This window comes from Bacteroides salyersiae (assembly GCF_031172035.1).
GTDB lineage: Bacteria > Bacteroidota > Bacteroidia > Bacteroidales > Bacteroidaceae > Bacteroides > Bacteroides salyersiae.
In genome coordinates, this window is sequence record NZ_CP133452.1 from 1,556,831 (window position 1) to 1,575,952 (window position 19,122).

Annotated in this window: 12 protein-coding genes; 5 read left to right on the forward strand and 7 right to left on the reverse strand. The window is 41.8% G+C overall.

The annotated features are described in order from the left end of the window. The first annotated feature begins 95 nt into the window (after positions 1 to 95). From RB604_RS05755 to RB604_RS05765, 3 genes are read left to right on the forward strand one after another with little or no spacing between them, the layout of a single operon-like run. Entirely contained in the window at positions 96 to 3,434 is a 3,339-nt protein-coding gene (locus tag RB604_RS05755; RefSeq protein ID WP_055293634.1) for a SusC/RagA family TonB-linked outer membrane protein, read from the forward strand. 19 nt (positions 3,435 to 3,453) lie between these two features. Then, positions 3,454 to 5,172: a SusD/RagB family nutrient-binding outer membrane lipoprotein gene (locus RB604_RS05760; RefSeq protein ID WP_005927160.1), complete on the forward strand. Its 1,719-nt coding sequence runs from the start codon at positions 3,454 to 3,456 to the stop codon at positions 5,170 to 5,172. A 46-nt stretch (positions 5,173 to 5,218) separates the two neighbouring features. Further along, positions 5,219 to 8,887, forward strand: coding sequence for an endo-beta-N-acetylglucosaminidase (locus RB604_RS05765; protein ID WP_055293347.1), 3,669 nt, complete (start codon positions 5,219 to 5,221; stop codon positions 8,885 to 8,887). Between the two features lie 62 nt (positions 8,888 to 8,949). On the opposite strand, the gene RB604_RS05770 is transcribed toward RB604_RS05765, so the two are convergent. Beyond that, positions 8,950 to 9,528, reverse strand: a complete 579-nt coding sequence (locus RB604_RS05770) for an RNA polymerase sigma-70 factor (protein ID WP_007479122.1) — start codon at positions 9,526 to 9,528, stop codon at positions 8,950 to 8,952. Between the two features lie 442 nt (positions 9,529 to 9,970). Here RB604_RS05770 and RB604_RS05775 point away from each other — a divergent pair, with 442 nt between their 5' ends. Together RB604_RS05775 and RB604_RS05780 are read left to right on the forward strand one after the other, a co-directional pair. Then, complete coding sequence (locus tag RB604_RS05775) at positions 9,971 to 10,990, forward strand: FecR family protein (RefSeq protein ID WP_021936515.1); 1,020 nt, start codon at positions 9,971 to 9,973, stop codon at positions 10,988 to 10,990. A 710-nt stretch (positions 10,991 to 11,700) separates the two neighbouring features. After that, the gene (locus tag RB604_RS05780; RefSeq protein WP_007479118.1) at positions 11,701 to 11,967 is read left to right on the forward strand and encodes an SGNH/GDSL hydrolase family protein; all 267 of its coding nucleotides are present in this window, start codon (positions 11,701 to 11,703) and stop codon (positions 11,965 to 11,967) included. A gap of 299 nt (positions 11,968 to 12,266) precedes the next feature. Here RB604_RS05780 and RB604_RS05790 read toward each other — a convergent pair whose 3' ends face one another. The 6 genes from RB604_RS05790 to RB604_RS05815 form a co-directional block, all read right to left on the reverse strand. After that, on the reverse strand, positions 12,267 to 13,154 hold the full coding sequence (locus RB604_RS05790) for a beta-propeller domain-containing protein (protein ID WP_007479115.1): 888 nt from the start codon (positions 13,152 to 13,154) through the stop codon (positions 12,267 to 12,269). 65 nt (positions 13,155 to 13,219) lie between these two features. After that, positions 13,220 to 14,092, reverse strand: coding sequence for a 3-hydroxy-5-phosphonooxypentane-2,4-dione thiolase (lsrF, locus tag RB604_RS05795; protein ID WP_007479112.1), 873 nt, complete (start codon positions 14,090 to 14,092; stop codon positions 13,220 to 13,222). Positions 14,093 to 14,301: 209 nt separating this feature from the next. Next, entirely contained in the window at positions 14,302 to 14,925 is a 624-nt protein-coding gene (locus tag RB604_RS05800) for a DAK2 domain-containing protein (RefSeq protein ID WP_007479110.1), read from the reverse strand. Between the two features lie 13 nt (positions 14,926 to 14,938). Then, the gene (locus tag RB604_RS05805) at positions 14,939 to 15,955 is read right to left on the reverse strand and encodes a dihydroxyacetone kinase subunit DhaK (RefSeq protein ID WP_005927134.1); all 1,017 of its coding nucleotides are present in this window, start codon (positions 15,953 to 15,955) and stop codon (positions 14,939 to 14,941) included. Between the two features lie 29 nt (positions 15,956 to 15,984). Then, a complete protein-coding gene (locus RB604_RS05810; RefSeq protein ID WP_005927131.1) occupies positions 15,985 to 16,299 on the reverse strand; it encodes a hypothetical protein in 315 nt (104 codons plus the stop codon). 286 nt (positions 16,300 to 16,585) lie between these two features. After that, positions 16,586 to 19,066, reverse strand: a complete 2,481-nt coding sequence (locus RB604_RS05815; RefSeq protein WP_007479107.1) for a cytochrome c biogenesis protein CcsA — start codon at positions 19,064 to 19,066, stop codon at positions 16,586 to 16,588. Positions 19,067 to 19,122: the final 56 nt, after the last annotated feature.

Sequence of the window (19,122 nt, forward strand, 5' to 3'; positions counted from 1 at the left end):
AAAACACTTTAGTTAACCACAAGTTTATGAAGAAAAATTATTCCATTGTTACACATTGTTCAAAGTGTGTACTCAACCTTAAACTCCCTTTAATTATGAGGATTGCTTTAGTATTACTTTTTGTAGCTGTGATACAGCTTAGAGCCGGAAATGGATACGCTCAGAAAACAAAGGTTCCTATTTCCATGTCGCAGGTCTCTGTCGAACAGGTCTTGAATAGGATAGAAGAAACTTCTGATTTTGTGTTTTTATACAATGATAAGACGATAGATAAGAATCGGGTGGTTTCTGTTGAGAATCCACAAGGCAACATATCCCAGATCCTCAATGAAATTTTTGAGGGAACTCCGGTATCCTATACAATCGTAGATAAACAGATCATACTATCTCCCAAAAAAGTGGAAGCAGCCCAGCAAGACCTTTCTTTTGACATGAAAGGACAGGTTCGGGACGCTATGGGAGAGGCCTTGATCGGTGTGAATGTTGTAGTTCGCGGAACGTCTTCCGGAGCGATTACGGATATTGACGGAAATTTCACCATAAAAGTGAAAAAAGGTGATGTGTTAGAGTTCTCTTATGTAGGTTATGCATCTCAGACTGCTACTGTTGTCGGAAATAAGCCGCTGGTTATAGTCTTGAAAGAGGATACGGAAATGCTTGGCGAAGTAGTCGTTACGGCAATGGGTATTCAGCGCCTGTCTAAAACGCTGTCTTATACAGCTGAGACTGTTGGAGGAAAAGAACTGACCCGTGTAAAAGATGCGAACTTGATAAATTCTTTGCAAGGTAAGTCTGCCGGTTTGGTTATTACCCCGAATGCCAATGGTGCCGGTGGTTCCTCCAAAATATTATTGCGCGGTAATAAATCGATCCAGGGTGGTAATAATCCGTTGATTGTTATCGATGGTGTGCCGATGGCTAATAATACCAATGATGGGGGAAGCGTCGTGTATGGCGGTGGTACTGACCAGGGAGACGCCCTGTCTACAATGAATCCGGATGACATTGAAAGTATCAGTATCTTGAAAGGCGCTTCGGCTGCTGCTTTATATGGTGCGGTGGCTGCCAATGGTGTAATTATGATTACTACCAAGAAAGGACGCGAAGGAAAGATCAGAATCGATGTGTCCAGCAATATGACGGCGGAAACTGTTTTTAATCTGCCAGAGTTGCAAAATACGTTCGGGGTACCGATGAATTCTAAAACCGGTAAACCTTCTACTTTTTACAGTTGGGGAGATCAGATGGATATAGACGGATTCGATCAGATAAAAGATTTCTATCAGGTGGGATATAATTTTAATAACAGTGTGGCTGTAAGTGGCGGTTCTCAGAATTCACAAAGTTACTTCTCTTATGGAAACACCTCTTCCCGCGGAGTGATGCCTACCAATACATTTGTGCGCCATAACCTTAGCGGACGGCAGACTTTTAAAGCCTTCAATGAAAAGTTGACTATGGATTTCTCGGGTACGTATACCTATTCGGAAACGAAAAACAAACCGGGTGGCGGTATGTTGGATAATCCGTTGGTAGGGTTGTATGTAATTCCCAGAAACGTGGATTACGGCTATTATAGAGATAACTATGAATTGTTTAATGCCGAACGTCCTACCGTGCCTACTCAAAATTGGATTGTAGAGGATTATACTTCTTTGGAAGAGCATAATCAAAACCCCTATTGGATGCTGAACCGTGGAATCGGAAAGTCAATTCGTCATCGTTTTACAACTTCCGGTACATTGAAATATCAGATATTGGATTGCCTAAGTATTCAGGGACGTTTGAGTTATGAACGTGATAATACAAACTTCAGAAGAGAAAAGTATGCCAGTACTTACCGTCTTTCTATGGGAGCGTACAGTGAGACGATGAATTTCTACGAGCATTTGTTTGGAGATGCTTTGGTGAGCTTTAATAAGACATGGAATGATTTTACAGTGGCGGCAACGGCAGGTGCCAGCTTTACTAAAGAGGTGACGCACGGTACTTATCTGAATGCGGAAGGAGACCAATATTATGAAGTGGATGTGACGGATGCGAACGGTATTACGTATAAGATGCCTCAAGGTAACGTATATTTCCCTAATATCTTCCATCGGGATAACTATTATGATATCTACTATCAGGAGAATTATACCAAGAAACGATTGAACTCCGTATTCGGTACATTGCAACTCGGATATAAGGATATGGTATATCTCGATCTTACCGCTCGTAACGACTGGTCTTCCGCGTTGGCGTTTACAGAAAGTATGAGTTTCTTTTATCCTTCGGTAGGTGCTACTTTCTTGTTGGACGAGATGTTCCATATGAATGACGATCTGTTCGATATGGTGAAGTTGCGTGCTTCTTATTCGGTAGTAGGTAACGATATTCCGGCATATTACTCCCGTCCGGTAGCCACTTTGTCTAAATTGACCATCACATTGCCGACGGTTATGCCGTTCACGGATTGGAAACCTGAAAAAACGTTCTCTATCGAGGCCGGTTTTGACTTGGCAATGCTGCACAACCGTTTACGCACGGAGTTTACTTTCTATAAGGCCAATACGAAGAACCAGTATTTCCAGGTGTCGGCACCGGTAGCATCGGGATATAGCAAAAGAAATATTAATGCCGGTAATGTGGAGAACTTAGGTATCGAGGCTTCTGTAAGTTATCGTCTTGATTTCAACCATGATTGGTCGTGGACGCCGGGAATCAATTTCTCCTATAACAAGAACGAGATAAAAGAACTTTGTCCGGGGTTGGAAGAGTATAATCTTGCCGAGGCTTCCGCTTTCATTATGAAGTTGAAAAAGGGTGGCTCTTATGGTGATATATATACGTATGATTTCCAATATGACGACAACGGAAATATAAAATTGGATAACACCGGAGCACCTCTGTTGACAAGTGATGCCGATACCTATGCCGGAAACTTTAACTCGAAATTCCATTTGGGATGGTCTAATACGATCAATTGGAAGAATCTGAATATCTATGCTTTGGTTGACGGTAAAATCGGAGGTAAAGTGCTTTCTATGACCGAAGCGATTATGGATGGATACGGAGTATCTAAGGCGACAGGAGATGCTCGTTTGAACGGCGGAGTACCCAATAAGGACGGTTCCATGATCGATGCGGAGAAATATTATTCGAGAGTAGGAGGGCGTGCACAAAATGCCGGTTTTAATGCTATGGAGTATATGTATTCTGCCACTAATTTCCGCTTGAGGGAACTTTCTGTCGGATATACATTCGAGAATTTATTTGGAATGAATAAGAACCTGACTGCTTCTGTTGTCGGTCGTAATCTATTCTTCTTGTATAAAAAGTCTCCTTGTGATCCTGATATTTCCGGTTCTACGGGAAATGGATGGCAGGGTATCGACGTATTCAGTCTGCCTGCTACACGTAGCTGGGGACTAAACTTGAAGCTGAATTTTTAATACATAAGATAAAAACGATATGAAGAATTGTTTATTTAAATATAAATCTCATTTGGCTACGGCTTTTATTGGTTTGTGCCTTGTGTCTACGGGGTGTACTGATAAGTTTGAAGAAATTAATACGGACCCGAAAGGTGTCGATGATTCGGTAACCGATATGGTGGATAAGATTCAAAGTCCGTTGGACAATATTATTCCTCCCCAGGAACATCGCTATCAACTTTGGGCGAATCTTACTACGGATATCTTTGCCGGTTTTATGATGGGGGTGAATGATTTCGGTGGATCGAATAATTATAATTATCAACTCAGACCGGACCATTGTGCTCAGACATATGATGACTTCTATTTATATGTGTTTAAGTATACCAGCCAATATATACCGCAGTGTAAAGCACTGGAACGCTTTGAACTGGCAGCCATGATGCAGATTGCCAATGTAGCTGCTATTTTACCGGTAGTTACTTCTTATGGTCCTGCACAGTATTCTTGTGTGTTGGAAGGTTCGGATACGTATTATTATGATTCTGAAGAAACAATTTACAAGCGTCTGTTTCAAGACCTGAAAGAGGCTGTTGAATGGTTGAAAGATTTTCGTGACAGTAGTCCTTCTCAGGACCTCTTGGATGATTTTAAACGGGCGGATAAGGTTTGTGACGGAGATATCGATAAATGGATCAAATTTGCCAATACATTGCGTTTGCGTATTGCCATGCAGTTGGTGAAGGTTTATCCGGACTCTCAGAAAGAAGCCGAAGATGCTGTAAGAGACGGAGTGTTGACAAATTCGGATTCGGATGTGGTATTGAAATCCGGTTTGATGCTTTTCCGTATTGAAGACTTATGGAATGATACCCGTGCCAATGCTAATATAATCTCTATCTTACAAGGATACTCAGACCCTCGCTTGGAAAGATGGTTTGCTACTAATAATGCGGATATCTATAGTACGGATGATGAGTTGTCTCCTGTTGTGGAGAAAGCTACCAAATATCTGGGAGTACGGCAGGGAGTGCCGATGACCCGTACCGAATATCAAGGATACTCTAAAACGAGCCGTGTCGGTATTCCGGAACAGGGACCCCGGCCGGTATTGCGTGTGGCTGAGGCTTATTTTCTCCGTGCGGAAGGTATGTTGAGGAACTGGAATATGGGAGACGGAACTCCGGAAAGCCTGTATAACGAAGGAATTCACAGTGCTTGGGCCAGTGTATTGGGAGATGAATCCGGATGGGCCGGTACTTACGAAAGCTATATCAACGGGTTTATCAATACTGAAGAAGGCGGTGATTTTGATTGGGAACTGTTTGAAGGTGGTTTCGGTTCTGCTCCTTATATCAATTATCGTAATCAGGAATATAATTATTATATCGAGGAGAATGGTAAGCAGGTCGGTATCAATCGCATTTCGGTAAGGTGGCATGATGAAGATTCTCCGGAAAAGAAATTGCAACGCATCATCACTCAAAAATGGATTTCTTTCTTTCCTACTTTGTCTTCTGTGGCATGGACGGAATATCGCCGTACAGGTTATCCTAAATTGATACCTATCCCTTCGGACTTGAATTATAGTAACGGGGCTATCGATACGGAACTTCAGATACGCCGCTTGCCTTTTACACAAAGCGAATATCGAGGTAATACGGAGGAAGTGAATAAGGCACTCGGCTTGCTGAAAGGGCCGGACAATGGGGGTACCCGTTTATGGTGGGATGTAGACAAAGGAAATTTTGAATAATATACGGATAGAAATATTTTAGTTTATCAATTTAATTAAATTAATTATGAAAAACAGGTTTAGTTTATTGTGCAGTGCTGCACTTTTACTGGCATCTTCTGTTTGCGCACAGACGGAAGTGCGGATGGACATGTATGTACCTCTTTTCAACAGTGGGGAATGGTATGACAGTCAGAATTTTGAATCTTGGGAACCCGGACAGAATCCGGAAGAAAACTTCTTTATTTCCCGCGTTCGCCCGCGTGAGCGTTTTGTAAATGAAAAAACACAGGTGTATCCTGCCGAGGATGCTAAAGGAAAGAAGGTACTTTGGTGGATGCCTGTCTCTAATGGTGATTGGACATTGAATTTGCCGTCTTATACTATGCGAAACGATATATTCAGTATGTGGTCTTATCTGGATGTACATGGTGGATGGAATCAACCGATGTTGCGTTCTTCCGGTACATTTGGAGATGTTTGCCATAAAAACGGTGTCCGGAATTCCGTGCTTGTGTTCTTTGATTCCGGAAGTACGATTGATTACACCAAGCCGTCACAAAATGCTCCTTCTAAGTTTTTTGCCATGTTGTTTAAAGAAGAAGGCGGAAAGTTTGTGAATGCGGAAAGACTGGTGAAGATGTTCCGTTATTATGGAATTAGTGGTTGGAGCATCAATCCGGAGGTGAGTATGACTCAGGATACGGCAAATAAATTGCAGGACTTCCTGGTTGCTTGTCGTGAGGCTGCTGAAAAATTAGGATGGGGAGATCAGTGGAACTTATGTTGGTATGATTCCATGCTGAACTCCGGTGGTGTTTCTTTTTCTATGAATACTTTGTATTCAAGCAATCAAAACTGGTTTGCTTACCGTGATGATAGGACGAAACAGGTTGCCGATCATTTCTTTTTGAATTATAATCATGGATCCGGCCAGATTACTAATGCGGTGAGAACAGCCAAGTCATTGGGACATAGTCCTTTTGATGTGTATACGGGGCAGCACATCGGAACTCGTGGATTAGGCGATAGCTGGGAATCTATCATGGAGAACGAAATTTCTATCGGTACCTGGGGTGAACATAGCCAAAATAATATTTTCTATAACAGTACGGATAAGGGATCGGCTCCTGAGATTCAGTCGCAGGTGTATACGGAGAAACTGGAAATGTTCTTCAGCGGTGGTAACCGTAATCCGAAAAATACCCCTGAATATATCACGTCGAGAGGAGACCTTTCTTATGCCAATATGCAGAAATTTAATGGTGTAGCTACAAAGGTTGTTGCGCAGAGTACTTTGAATGAATTGCCTTTTGTCACTTATTTTAGCTTGGGTAACGGGCTTTGTAACTATGAAAAAGGGGAGAAATTCAGTGATTTCCAATGGTATAATCTGGGTATGCAGGACTTTATGCCGACTTGGAGATGGTGGGTAATAGACGATAACGGAAACGTACCTGCTGATGCGATAAAATGTGATCTTTCTTATGATGAGGCTTATATGGGAGCTAACAGCTTGAAATTTAGTGGCAAGACTGCTAAATCGAATGTTCGCTTGTTTAAGACTCAGTTTGCGGTGAAAGGTTCTGAAAAAGCGACTTTGGTTTATAAAGTTAAAGAAGGAACGGATGCCAAAATGAAGTTGACATATAGCCTGCAAGGATCGGAAGATCAGTTTAAATCAGTAGTTGTTCCTGCGGCAAAAGCGGGCGAATGGTCTACTGCTACCTGGAAACTGAGTGACTGGGGAATCAATAATGGAGATGTAATTGCTTGCTTGGGAGTAACCATAGAGAATACGGATGAGAAATATGCCGTGAATGTAGGAGAACTTTCAATTGTTGATCCTGCCAAGACATTCAATCCTGTAAAACCGACTATTATAACAGACGGTTATGAGATGCAAATGAATCATTCTGCTTATAATTATGAAACAATCAAACTGATCTGGAAAGCTAAAGACAGCGAAGACCCATGGACTACCGTGTATAATGATGATGTTGATACTTGGTATTATGAAGTAATGGTACGTGAGGACGGAGGTGAACCTAAAATGGTGAACCGTACGACTTCATGGGCAGCCGTAACGGTGGTACAGCTGACTGCTACCAGCAAGACATTTGAAATGGGAGTTCGTGCAGTGGCCCCCGACGGTGTTACCCGTTCGGAAATCGCTTGGCTTGATCAGGTATTCGAACATAAGTATGAATACAAGACGGGTATTGTATTTGACGGTCGTAAAATCGTTCCGGATGAAGAGTTTACTATCTCGTTGGAAGACCCTACAATACCGACTGCTCATTGGATTTTAACAGCAGAAGACGGAACTACTGTCAAGGAAGAAGACGGACAGGCTATTACTGCTTCCTGCCCATCTGTAGGTTTGTATAATCTGAGTGTAAGTTTTGATAATCCGTCACCGGAAGACCCAGATGCCGTATATCAGAAAACATATGACGGGCTGGTGGTTGTTACTCCTGAAGCGACCGGACGCTATCCGAAAGCTGACTTTACTTTTGATGAAGATATCGATATCTCTGAAGGACCTCAGAATGTAACATTTACATTTAACGGTATTAAGGGTGAAGGTTATACTTCCAATGCTATCGACTTGACTGACGGTACTCATTTCTTTGCTGCCGATCCGGCGGTTTTGGGGACTCCTTCTACTATTACTATGGCTGCTTGGGTGAAACCGACTAATCTGGCCGGACAGGTGATGTCTTTGCGTGATTTGGGTACAAACCCGAGTTGGGGATCTACCTGGATTTATCTGGAGAAAGAAAAGACGACCGGTCAAGTACAATTCTGTTTAATGGGACGTGATCGTGGCTCAGACTTTAAGGACATGTTCTCCGGAGTAGAAGTGAAGATCGGAACTTGGTATCATATCGCTATGGTATTGGATAGAGATAATAGAGAAGTTCGTCTGTATGTAAATGGTAAGCGTGTTGCTGAGCAGAGCGTTTCATTTAAAACTTCTTATGATTTGTATTCTTTGGGTACGGAAGGATTCCAGGGATCGATCGATGAGGTTCAGTTCTGGAATAAGGCATTGACTGACGAAGAGATGGCAGTGGCTATGTACGGCTATACTCCGGACAAAGTACCGGCAGGATTACAGGGATATTGGATATTTGAAGACAAGTGTGCTGATAATGACAAGAAATTCCCCAATTTGGGTAAGGCCGGTGAAGAGTTTCCGGGTGGTGTCTTTAAAGGGACGACTATGAACGATAATGATAATCTGACTCCTTCGATTGTTCCGGGTTCTACCTGGCTTTCCGGTAATACTAAAGTGGAAGCTACGTTGACTTGGGACTTCAAGGGAGCTGCTAATGTCGATTTGTCAAATATCGAAGCTCCGGTAGTCACTTATGAAGAAGAAGGAAATTATCCGGCAACATTGACAGTTACAAATGCCTATGGTACGGATGTGAAAGAAGTAACTGTAAAGGTTGAAAAAGGTGGAGTCGGTATTGAAGATATCAATAAAGATTATGTAACGATTACCCCGACGGTATTTACGGATAATGTTGCCGTAGGTCTGATAGATGCAGGTACTTATACTATGACTGTTTACGATTCAAAAGGTATGTTGGTAAAAAGATTACAGAAAGATTGTGTGAATAACGAGACGGTTCATATTGATTTGGATGTAACTTCCGGTATCTATCTGCTGAAAGTCATGAAAAATGATATGATCTTGAAATCAGCTAAAATTATAAAGAAATAAAGAGTTGGTTTAAGTTGATTGTAATGGCTACAAACTGTTGAAAATATGGTTTGTAGCCATTTTTATATAATAGACTGCATTTCTTTTTGTACGACGATGAGGTATAGCAATACGGGCAGGTATTCTTTGAACTCTTTTCTGAGCATATCCATTGTTTTTTGTTTGTATCGGTTGATTGATTTTACGCTTAGGTTTAATTCTTCCGCTATTTCCGCATGAGTCTTTCCTTCAAAGAAATTTTTAGTAAAAACAATGCGGTAGTTTTGAGGGAGTCGCTCTAATGCTTTGAACAGCATATCATAAAGTTCGTTTAAGGTATATACGCTATCTGATTCTGTGGCATAGACAGGTGGTTGCTTTTGGCAGAGTTCATTATAATTCCATTCGTATTCCAAGTGTTTTAAATAGTTGAGACAACTATTGCGTACACATATTTTCAGATATGCGGTTGCGGTATCTTTCTTTAATTCAATAGAGTTTCGTTTATCCCAAAGAGAGGCAAATACATCAGAAACGATATCTTCACAAATAGCCATATCGTTTATGAACCTTTTTGCGTAGATGCAAAAGGGAGCATAATATTCTTCATACAGCTTCCGGAATTCTTTTTCGTCGTTACTTTCGTGTAGGGATATTCTCATTATATACAATTAAAGTTCTTATCGGCTTGATGGCGTTACAAAAATAATAAATACTATTTTCTAAAAGCATGGATTGGATTTGTTTTTTTCAGAAATCAAAAAAAAGTAGGGAAGCTGTCCTACCGGCCGGGTTTCGATTGTAATATCCATGAGTTGAATTTCTCCTGTAGAGTTATGAATCTCTTAATTTTATCTCCAATTTGGCTGTTTATTAACAAATTTATTTTATACTTGCAGTTGTATCTGCCAATAATATGGTAATTTAGCACTTTGTGAATGGGGTTAAAAAAGCGAGAAACTAATAAAAAAGAGGCCTCTCCCCAGCCCTCTCCGTGGGAGAGGGAGCTAAGTTAGTTTTGTAACTAATTAATAGACAATAGTATCTGTACCCCCTCTCCCACGGAGAGGGTTGGGGAGAGGCTTCTAAATAATTTAGAAATAGATGGAATATCAAGATTCGGAATTATTCTTTCGTTACTGTAAAGGCTTGTGTACGGAGGCTGAGAAAGAGAAAGTAGAGGTTTGGCTGAATGAGTCGGAAGAGCACCGGAAACTTTTTCATGATCTTCAGAATGCATTGGCTTTGGGAGATGATATAAAGGCAATGGAAGCAATCGATGTGAAAGCTGCTTATCAGAGAACTCGAAAAGGGATCAGGAAGAAACGGAATAGGCAAATCAGAACTCGACTGATTAAATATGCCGCTTTCTTGACTTTGCCACTGTTCTTATCATCTGTCATATTGGGATATTTATATTTCAATGAGCCGGAGGAAAAAGTGCAATATGTAGATATTACAGCTTCTGTCGGTTCTGTTGTCCGCTATGAATTGCCGGATAATTCGGTTGTTTGGCTGAATTCCGGAAGTACGCTTCGTTATCCTACCGTGTTCCGGGGAGAGGGACGTGAAGTCGATTTGCAAGGTGAGGCTTATTTTGATGTACAAACCGACAAGGAACATCCCTTTTATGTGAATACTCCTTCGGGGATACGTGTATACGTTTATGGCACCCGTTTTAATGTTAGTGCTTATGAAAGTGAAGACTATGTTGAGACGGTCTTGGAGTCCGGCCATGTAAGCGTGTTTATGCCGGTTTACGGGACTTCCGAGACCTTGAATCCGGGTGAACGCCTGCTTTTTGATAAAAAAGCGTTGCAGTTTATGAAATCTAAGGTAGACGTCTCTGAAAAAACGGCCTGGAAGGATGGTAAACTGATTTTTAGAAATACTTCTTTGGATGAGATGCTGAAAAGATTGTCCCGGCATTTTAATGTCGATATTCATTTCAATAATAAATCGGGCAAGAATTACACATTCCGGGCCACATTCAGGAATGAATCGTTGTTTCAGATACTTGATTATTTGAGTAAATCGGTGTCGATGAAATGGAATGTGGAGGATCCTGTACAGTTATCCGACGGAACATTTACCAAGAGAAAGGTAATTGTAGATTTGTATTAAAAGTTTTGTGAGTGCTTGTTGCCGGGAGGTAATAGGCACTTTCTTTTTTCACTTTATCTTTATTTTACGCTTGGATGTTCTTTTCTAATCATTAGTCTCTCTATTTTGTTTAAACTTATGGACGACCGTTTGTTTTCTCTACGGGAAACGGCCCGAAACTCGTAGAGAATCGGGTTGTTCCTCGTAGAGTTTCGACCCGTTTCCCGTAGAGAAAAAATAGTGTTATATAATTGCTTGATATATAGCTTTTTATAGGGTTTACTGTTTGTCATTTATTTTTGGTGTTTCAGAACCCTGTTATATCTTTCAGCTCTTGATATTATGTATCTGAAATGGGTGTGATTTACGGATATTATCGTATGATTTCTCTATGCACTTCTTCCCCTTTTTTATAGATCGTTGTAATAAAAAATATTTGTTTATTGTCTTTGTGCATTTGAAGTTTGTCTTTTTAAATTATGGATACTTTATTGATCGTATTTGAGAGAATGTTGATATTGGTTTTATCAATAGTTTCTTATTTTTGTGACGATCAAGGTGATCTTTGCTGTTTGTGAAAAAACATTGATCGGTTTATGTCTATCGGAATATAATTTTTGTACTTTTACAAAAATATTAAATGAGGATGCCAAAGATTGTTCTTGATGTATCATGAACAGAATCTGATAAAAGGAATAAACGTTAAACCGAATTATAAATTACTGATAACAATGAGATTAAAATTCATTTTGAATTTATGGATGTTCTTGTTTCTGAGTACGAATCTGTTTTCCCAGAAGACGGCTGTAAAAGCGGCTTGTATAGGAAACAGTATAACTTATGGAGCATTCATTGCCAATCGCGATCAAAACTCTTATCCGGCACAACTGCAAGCTTATTTAGGTGATGGTTATGAGGTCAGAAATTATGGGGTATCGGGCAGAACCCTTCTTACTCAAGGAGATTATCCTTATGTTAAAAACGAAAGAGTACATTGAATCACAAAATTTTCAACCGGATATTGTATTGATAAAATTGGGAACTAATGATACGAAGCCGCAAAATTGGAAATATAAAGATGAGTTCATGGCGGATTATCAACATCTGATAGATAGTTATAAGGCTTTGAATTCTCATCCACGAATTATATTACTGACTCCTATACGTTGTTTCTTGCCGGAAGGATCTTCGATCAATGCAGCATTAATAGAGAATCTTCTATGAAATAAGGTTCCCAATAAAGCAAACGCGCCAACCGGAAATATACCGTATTGGCACATATGCTTTCTTTAGGAAATCAGTTTATGATACTGACAGTGGATATCATCCCGAATGTCCGGTTATCATTCAAACTCCATACAATTTCTCCTTTATGGTTTATTTCGAAAAGCTGCGGACTATTTGCTTCGTTGGCATCATGACTGTGCCCTTGCCAATTGCAGATGTAAAGGCTTCCATCGGAACCTTTGCATAAGCCGGCAGTGAAGAAGAGACGGACTCCTTTAATATCGTTCTCGCTATACCGGCGGATGACTTGACGGCTATCCGGATTGACTTCTACCAATGCGTGTCCGTCACCGCAGGCTATCCAGTAATTTCCGTTAACTGATTCCAAGGTTGTGAAAGGAGTACCTTCTGTTCTTAAAGTGCTGATCAGTTTACCGTCCGGAGATATTTCCCGCACTTCGGAAGTGGATATAAGCGGGATAAGATAGTTTCCACGTGGATTTTTATTCAATTGGCGGAACTGGGAGTGGGGATGGTCGATCCCTGTTTCGTATTCTGTACGCGATAGAATTTTACCTTTCGGGCTTACTTCCATGATCACAGCCGGATGTCCTGTCCATGCCAACAGATAATTGCCGTCGGATAGTACACGGGCTGTTTGCATCTCACATCCGTCCGGTACGGTGATATTCCATATTTCCTGATGGTTGCGGTTGATCGTTTTGGCACCCTTGCCGTAGGAGAACAAGATGTTGCCGTCCGGTGTAGCGGCTACTGAATTGCACTCCCATCCTTCTTGTAGGGGATGTTCCCACTCTATTTGCTTCGATTCTTTGTCTATGATGACAATCTTATTCCAACCGGAACCACCTAACAGTAGTTTTTCCGTTTTATTCTGTCCGGAAGTATTGGAAATAAGAAAAAGGATGAAATATAAAAATATAGATATTTTCTTCATCATGCATGTGTGTTAATAGAAAATTGGGAACCTGTCTGACTTGGTTCCCAATTCTGAATCTTTCGTTATTTAGATAAATCCTGGAACATTTCAAAACCCTGTTCCGGAGTAAGTCCGTCGTGTACCACGGCATGTACTGCTTGAATCATGGCAGCAGGAGATTCGCTTTGGAATACGTTGCGTCCCATGTCTACACCGGCAGCGCCATCGTTAATAGCGTGATAGCAAAGTTCGAGAGCTTCTTTCTCCGGAAGTTTCTTACCACCTGCAATAACGACCGGAACCGGACAAGCGGCTGCTACTTTTTCAAAACCGTCGCAATAGTAGGTCTTTACGATATTAGCACCGTTTTCGGCACAGATACGTGAAGCCAGTCCGAAATAACGGGCATCACGCGCCATCTGCTTCCCTACTGCCGTTACTCCCATTACGGGAATATTGTAACGGCTTGCTTTGTCGACTGCTTTGTACAGGTTAGCTACTGTTTTTGCTTCGTGGGCCTCATCACCGATGGCCAGCATGACAGCCATAGCCGATACATTCATGCGGACAGCATCTTCGATATCGATTAATACATTGTCGTTCAAATCAGTCAGAATAGAGGTACCCGCATCAGAACGCAGACAGATAGGTGTCTTTGTGTTAGCCGGGATAACGGATTGCAAGATACCTCGGGTACACATCAGGCAGTCTGCATATTCCATTAACGGAACAATTGTCAAGTCGATACGTTCCAGACCGGAAGTAGGGCCCATGATGAATCCGTGGTCGCAAGCCAACATAACGGATTTACCTGTTTTCGGGTTGAAGATACGTGATAAACGGTCTTTCATACCCCATGATGTATTTTCTGCACCTTTCACATGAAAATGTTGTTGTTGAGTGGCGATATTCAAACCGAAGTTTGAGCCTTCTCTTAAATCGTCTAAATCTGCCATTTTATTTTGTTATTATTGAATGATAATTTAGTAGTAAGTAGTTAATTAGTAAGTAGTTAAGTAGAATAGATTTGCATCTGAAGTTTATACTTAATGATTTAATTATCTACTACTGTTGCTTGCTACATGCAATTTTATTACTTGCTTTTTTATACTTGACTATCTACTACTTACTACTTGACTACTTAACTACTTGACTACTGAATAAATTACTTTTCTTTAGCTGCTTCTGCAAAGGAAGCGAACATACAACTCCAGGAAGCGGCACCGCTATCCATGTAGCCGATGGAACGTTCTCCATAATTACGGGCACGTCCGAAATTTGCTTTCAGATTGATGGTGGACTGGGCACCGACCAATGCTGCTTCGGCTCCTGCGTTCAAGACGTCCTTGATATCTTCGGAAAGGCAATTCTGAATAGCTTCGACAGCGGGTATCAGAGCATCCATCATTGTTTTGTCACCTTTCTGGGCTTTGGTTTGCTTCTGCACATTGGCAAGGCCTCCGGCAAACATCACTTTTACGGCATTGGTATCTAACTCGGTACCACTTGCATGGTCGCTCATCCCTAAGAAGAAAGCCCCTAATAACGTGCTGGTCGAGCCGCTTACTTGCATCATGACATCGAATCCCATGTCGTTCAGCATCGTTTTGAACTCTTTCCCTTTTTCGGCCGTGGCAACGATTGCACTCATAGCTGTTACGATGGCTTGTCCATGATCACCGTCACCAATGACGGCATCGAGTTTGGAAAATTCATCCTCGCGTGCTTTAATGTTGGATAAAGCAGTGGCAAGCATTGTTTTAAAATTATCAATGGTCAGTTGTGTCATTTCCTTTGTTGTTTTATTTTCCGATGGTAGTCCAGTAAGGTGCATCGGAACGTTTGTTCTTCAAATAATCGATATGATCTTCATCGAGGATAGCCATGATCATCTGGAAACCGGCTTGCTCCTGTACAGTTAGTATTTCCTGTATGCGGCTGACTACGACTTGCAGTCCGCGGGCTTCCAACTCTTTATAGGCTTTACGGAAGATAATATTCAGTTCCATGTGAGTTGTAGCGCCTACACCATTGATGATGAGCATCATCTTGTCTCCTGCTTTGGGTTTGAGCTGCTGACAGAGCAGGTCCACCATTTCGGCTGCCGTATCATCAGCGGATACAAGCGGTTTTTGGCCGCCACCGCCTTCGCCATGCTGCCCCATACCGATTTCCATGATACCTTCGGGCAGGTCGGTAATGGTTGCCCCATTTTGCGGATGTGTGCAGGAATGCATTGCTACGGCAAGGGTAGCTACCTGATTGTTGTAGCGTTCACCGATTTCGATAAGTTCGTCTAAAGATTTACCTTCTTCGGCTGCGGCTCCTACTATTTTATATAAAGGGACACAACCGGCCAAACCACGGCGATCATCGGTATTTGCATCGATTCCTGCGCTGATATCGTCATGGGTGACGATTTGTTTCACTTTGATACCTGCCCGTTCTGCCAACTGGCATGCCATGTTGGCACTCATGATATCACCGGAATGATTCAGTACGACTAACAGGATACCGGCTTCACGTTTCATTAACTGCAAGGCCTGAAACAGACGTTGTGCGCCGGGAGCTGCGAAGATATCTCCAACTACCGAGCAGTCCAGCATACCTTCGCCTACAAAACCGCTTAATGCCGGTTCGTGGCCGGAGCCGCCTAATGTGACGATAGCTACTTTGCTTTCATCTTTCGGGTGGGTGCGTACTACGATGTTTTCACCTGCGAGTTTTACCTGATCGGCATAGGCTAATGTGTAGCCTTCCAACAATTCGGGAGTTATTTGTTCCGGATCGTTGATGAATTTTGTTTTGATGTCTGACATGGTATTGTCCTCCTTTTTTTGATTAGTTCTTATTTGATTTCCATTATTTCGATCGCAATGCCTTCTTCTTCAATGAAAGCAATCGTGAGATGTTCATCGCAAACAGCCGGACCGAAGATCACCTTTTTCCCTTTCAATTCTTCTTCAAGTGAAGGAACTGTATAAGCAATATGTCCTTGTTTCTGTACGAGTTCGGGCATACAACTGCCTTCTTCGAATTTTAAAAACTCGATTCTGTTCGGACTTTTACTGTAGTCTGTCAGCCATACGCTGAGACCTTCGTTAAAGAAAGCATTTTCTTTTTGTTCGGTTGTGACGATACCTACATGGTTGAATGTTCTCATAATTGATTTGTTTTAAATGGTTATTTTTTCTAAGTGATTGGATTTAGTAGTTAAGTGATTTAGTAGTTAAGTAGTTAAGTAGTCAAGTAGTTAAGTAGTCAAGTAGGATAGATTCCGTGTCTGGGAATTCTATTCTACGATTTGATTGTCTTCTATCTACTTTTTACTGCTTACTGTCTACTCCCTAACTACTCATTATTTATTACTTACTTGACTGTCATTTCACTTACTACTTTATTATTTGCTATACTATTTTCTACTCACTACTTACTACTTAACTACTTGACTACTTATCATACTTCCTCCTCCTTTCCGGATTCTTTTTCCAACTTCTATAAGACAGCATAGCCAGAACAATGATGATTCCGAAAGCTAAGTACAGATATATAAGTATGTTGTTTACATGTTCATTTTGGCCGTAAGAATGCATACCGCTCAAGAAATAGTTAACTCCCAAAAAAGTCATCAGGACGGAAGAAAAGGCGATGACCGATGTGACATTGAATAACCAGAGGGAGTTACAGCGCTTAATCAGATGGAGGTGGGTGACGATGGCATAGATAACCATTGTAATTAATGCCCAAGTCTCTTTAGGATCCCATCCCCAATAACGTCCCCAGGATTCATTGGCCCAGACTGCTCCTAAAAAGGTACCGATGGCCATCAGGGCAAGCCCTACCAGTAGTGACATTTCATTGATGATACTGAGCCCCTTGATACGGTTGATCAACGGATTGTTATCCTCTTTTCCGGCAAAAACGATCATTATCATATTCGTCAGGCCCATTAGGCAACTGATACCGAAGAAACCGTAAGCAGCGACGATGATGGCCACATGAAACATCAACCACGGAGATTTAAGGACAGGAACCAGCGTACTGATTTCCGGGTCCATCCAGTTCAGACCGGATACAAAAAGAATGATCCCGCCGAATAGGGTGGCCAGTGCAAGAGTCAGGGGATTGCGGCGTACAAACAACAAACCGGCAAGGACGGTAGCCCAAGCCACATATACCATAGTCTCATAAGAGTTACTCCAAGGAGCGTATCCACCTATGTACCACCGCATACCCATGCCATACATGTGATAATGAAAAACGATCAGAACCAGAATACCCAATATCCAGATCAGTGTTTTTGTCCAACGTTTTTCCCGGAACTGGAACTGGGCAATGAATGTGAAGATTAGCAATAAACCGCCCAGAACCAGATAGCCGATTTTGCAAGCCCTGAACACATCCATCCGGTTGTATTTTAATTCTGATTGTATCTTTTTAGGACTGATATCGAGTGTCTTGTTCTTGGCTTGCTGATAGGTATTGATCATGCCGGCTACTTCATCAGCCTTTGTCCAATCATTACTTCTCAGCGATTCCTGCACTTCTTCCAGATACCAGTCCATGATGCGGGATACGAACATGGAATCTTTTCCGGCAAAAGCGGACAAGTCATCTCCCGGAGCATACCACTTATGATTGGGGTCATTCTCCAATGGAAAGAGGTTCAACATTTGGCGGTTGATGAGTTGGTGAAAGATATTGATCTGCTCATCCAGTTTCATCAGGTCTTTATCGAAACGCGTGCGTTGGTTCGGCATTTTATTATAAGCCTCTTCTAACTTTTCTTGCAGTTTGTAGTGGCCGTTGTCAAAGAATTGTATGTATGCACATTGTTTGGCAGACAGGTTATAATAACTTGTCAACTCCGGATTGGAAACGGTGATGAAGGGAATTTGCATCCATATATCCGGCATTATCAACAAACTGATCAGGAACTGATCGGAGTTGAGACCGCCGATCTTTTCCGACTTATGCAGTTTCCGCAGTACTTGAGACGAAAAAGTATTGATTGGCATCACTCGCCCACTATTCGATTGCATCGGTAAGGAACCGAATACTTCGGCATGCCCCGGATTTACCATATATTTTTGTACAATCTCCCATCTCTCGTCTCCCATCTCTCGCCTTCCATCGTTTGCTTGGCTGTTTACGGGGAATGCGAGAATCATCATTAGTAAACATGCGATGATATTTCCGGCATTGTGAAGTTCTTTCAGCCGGCGACTCAGATGCATGAAACGGGAATTCTTGCCGGTAAAGCAAAGGATCAGCCCGATGACCAGCAGAAGATAGCCGGTATAAGTGATGTTGCGTCCTGCCACGTCACGGTTGACGGAGAGGATTGTTCCTTGTTCATCCGGATCATAGGATGCTTGGAAGAACCGGTAACCTTTCACATCCAACACGTTATTCATGAAGATTCGTTCCGGACGGGATTTGCCGTCTACGTGTACAATGACTTCACTTTCATAGGAAGAAGGGCTGGATGAACCGGGGTAACGGGTCAGTGTAAATTTCTTTAGCTCCACTGAAAAAGGGAGGATATGGATGTCGGTCCGGTCATCAGAGGTACGGACGGCAATTTGGTTACTTGTTTCTCCTTCACGAAGATGCAGGATACCTTCTTCGCTGAATAAAAAGGAAGTAAGCGCACCGAGCAGGATGATGATAAAAGCAAAATGAACAGTCAGCATACCCCATTTCCGGCTTTTGAGATAGGAACGTTTTATGACGATTGCCAGAAAGTTGATGACTAACAACAATTGAAGCAGGAGGAATAGGGGAGAATAGTAGACCATTGTTTTGGCTGTCGGCGTACCGTAATATTTCTCAATGAAAGTAGCGGCAGCCAGGGCAACAGCATAGATAAGTAACAAAACGACCGTTGTTACATAAGAAGAGAGTAATTTATTAAAGGTTACTTTCATTGGGTTGTCAATTGAATAATAAATAAGAGTTTTAATGTACCCATATGCCAATTGGC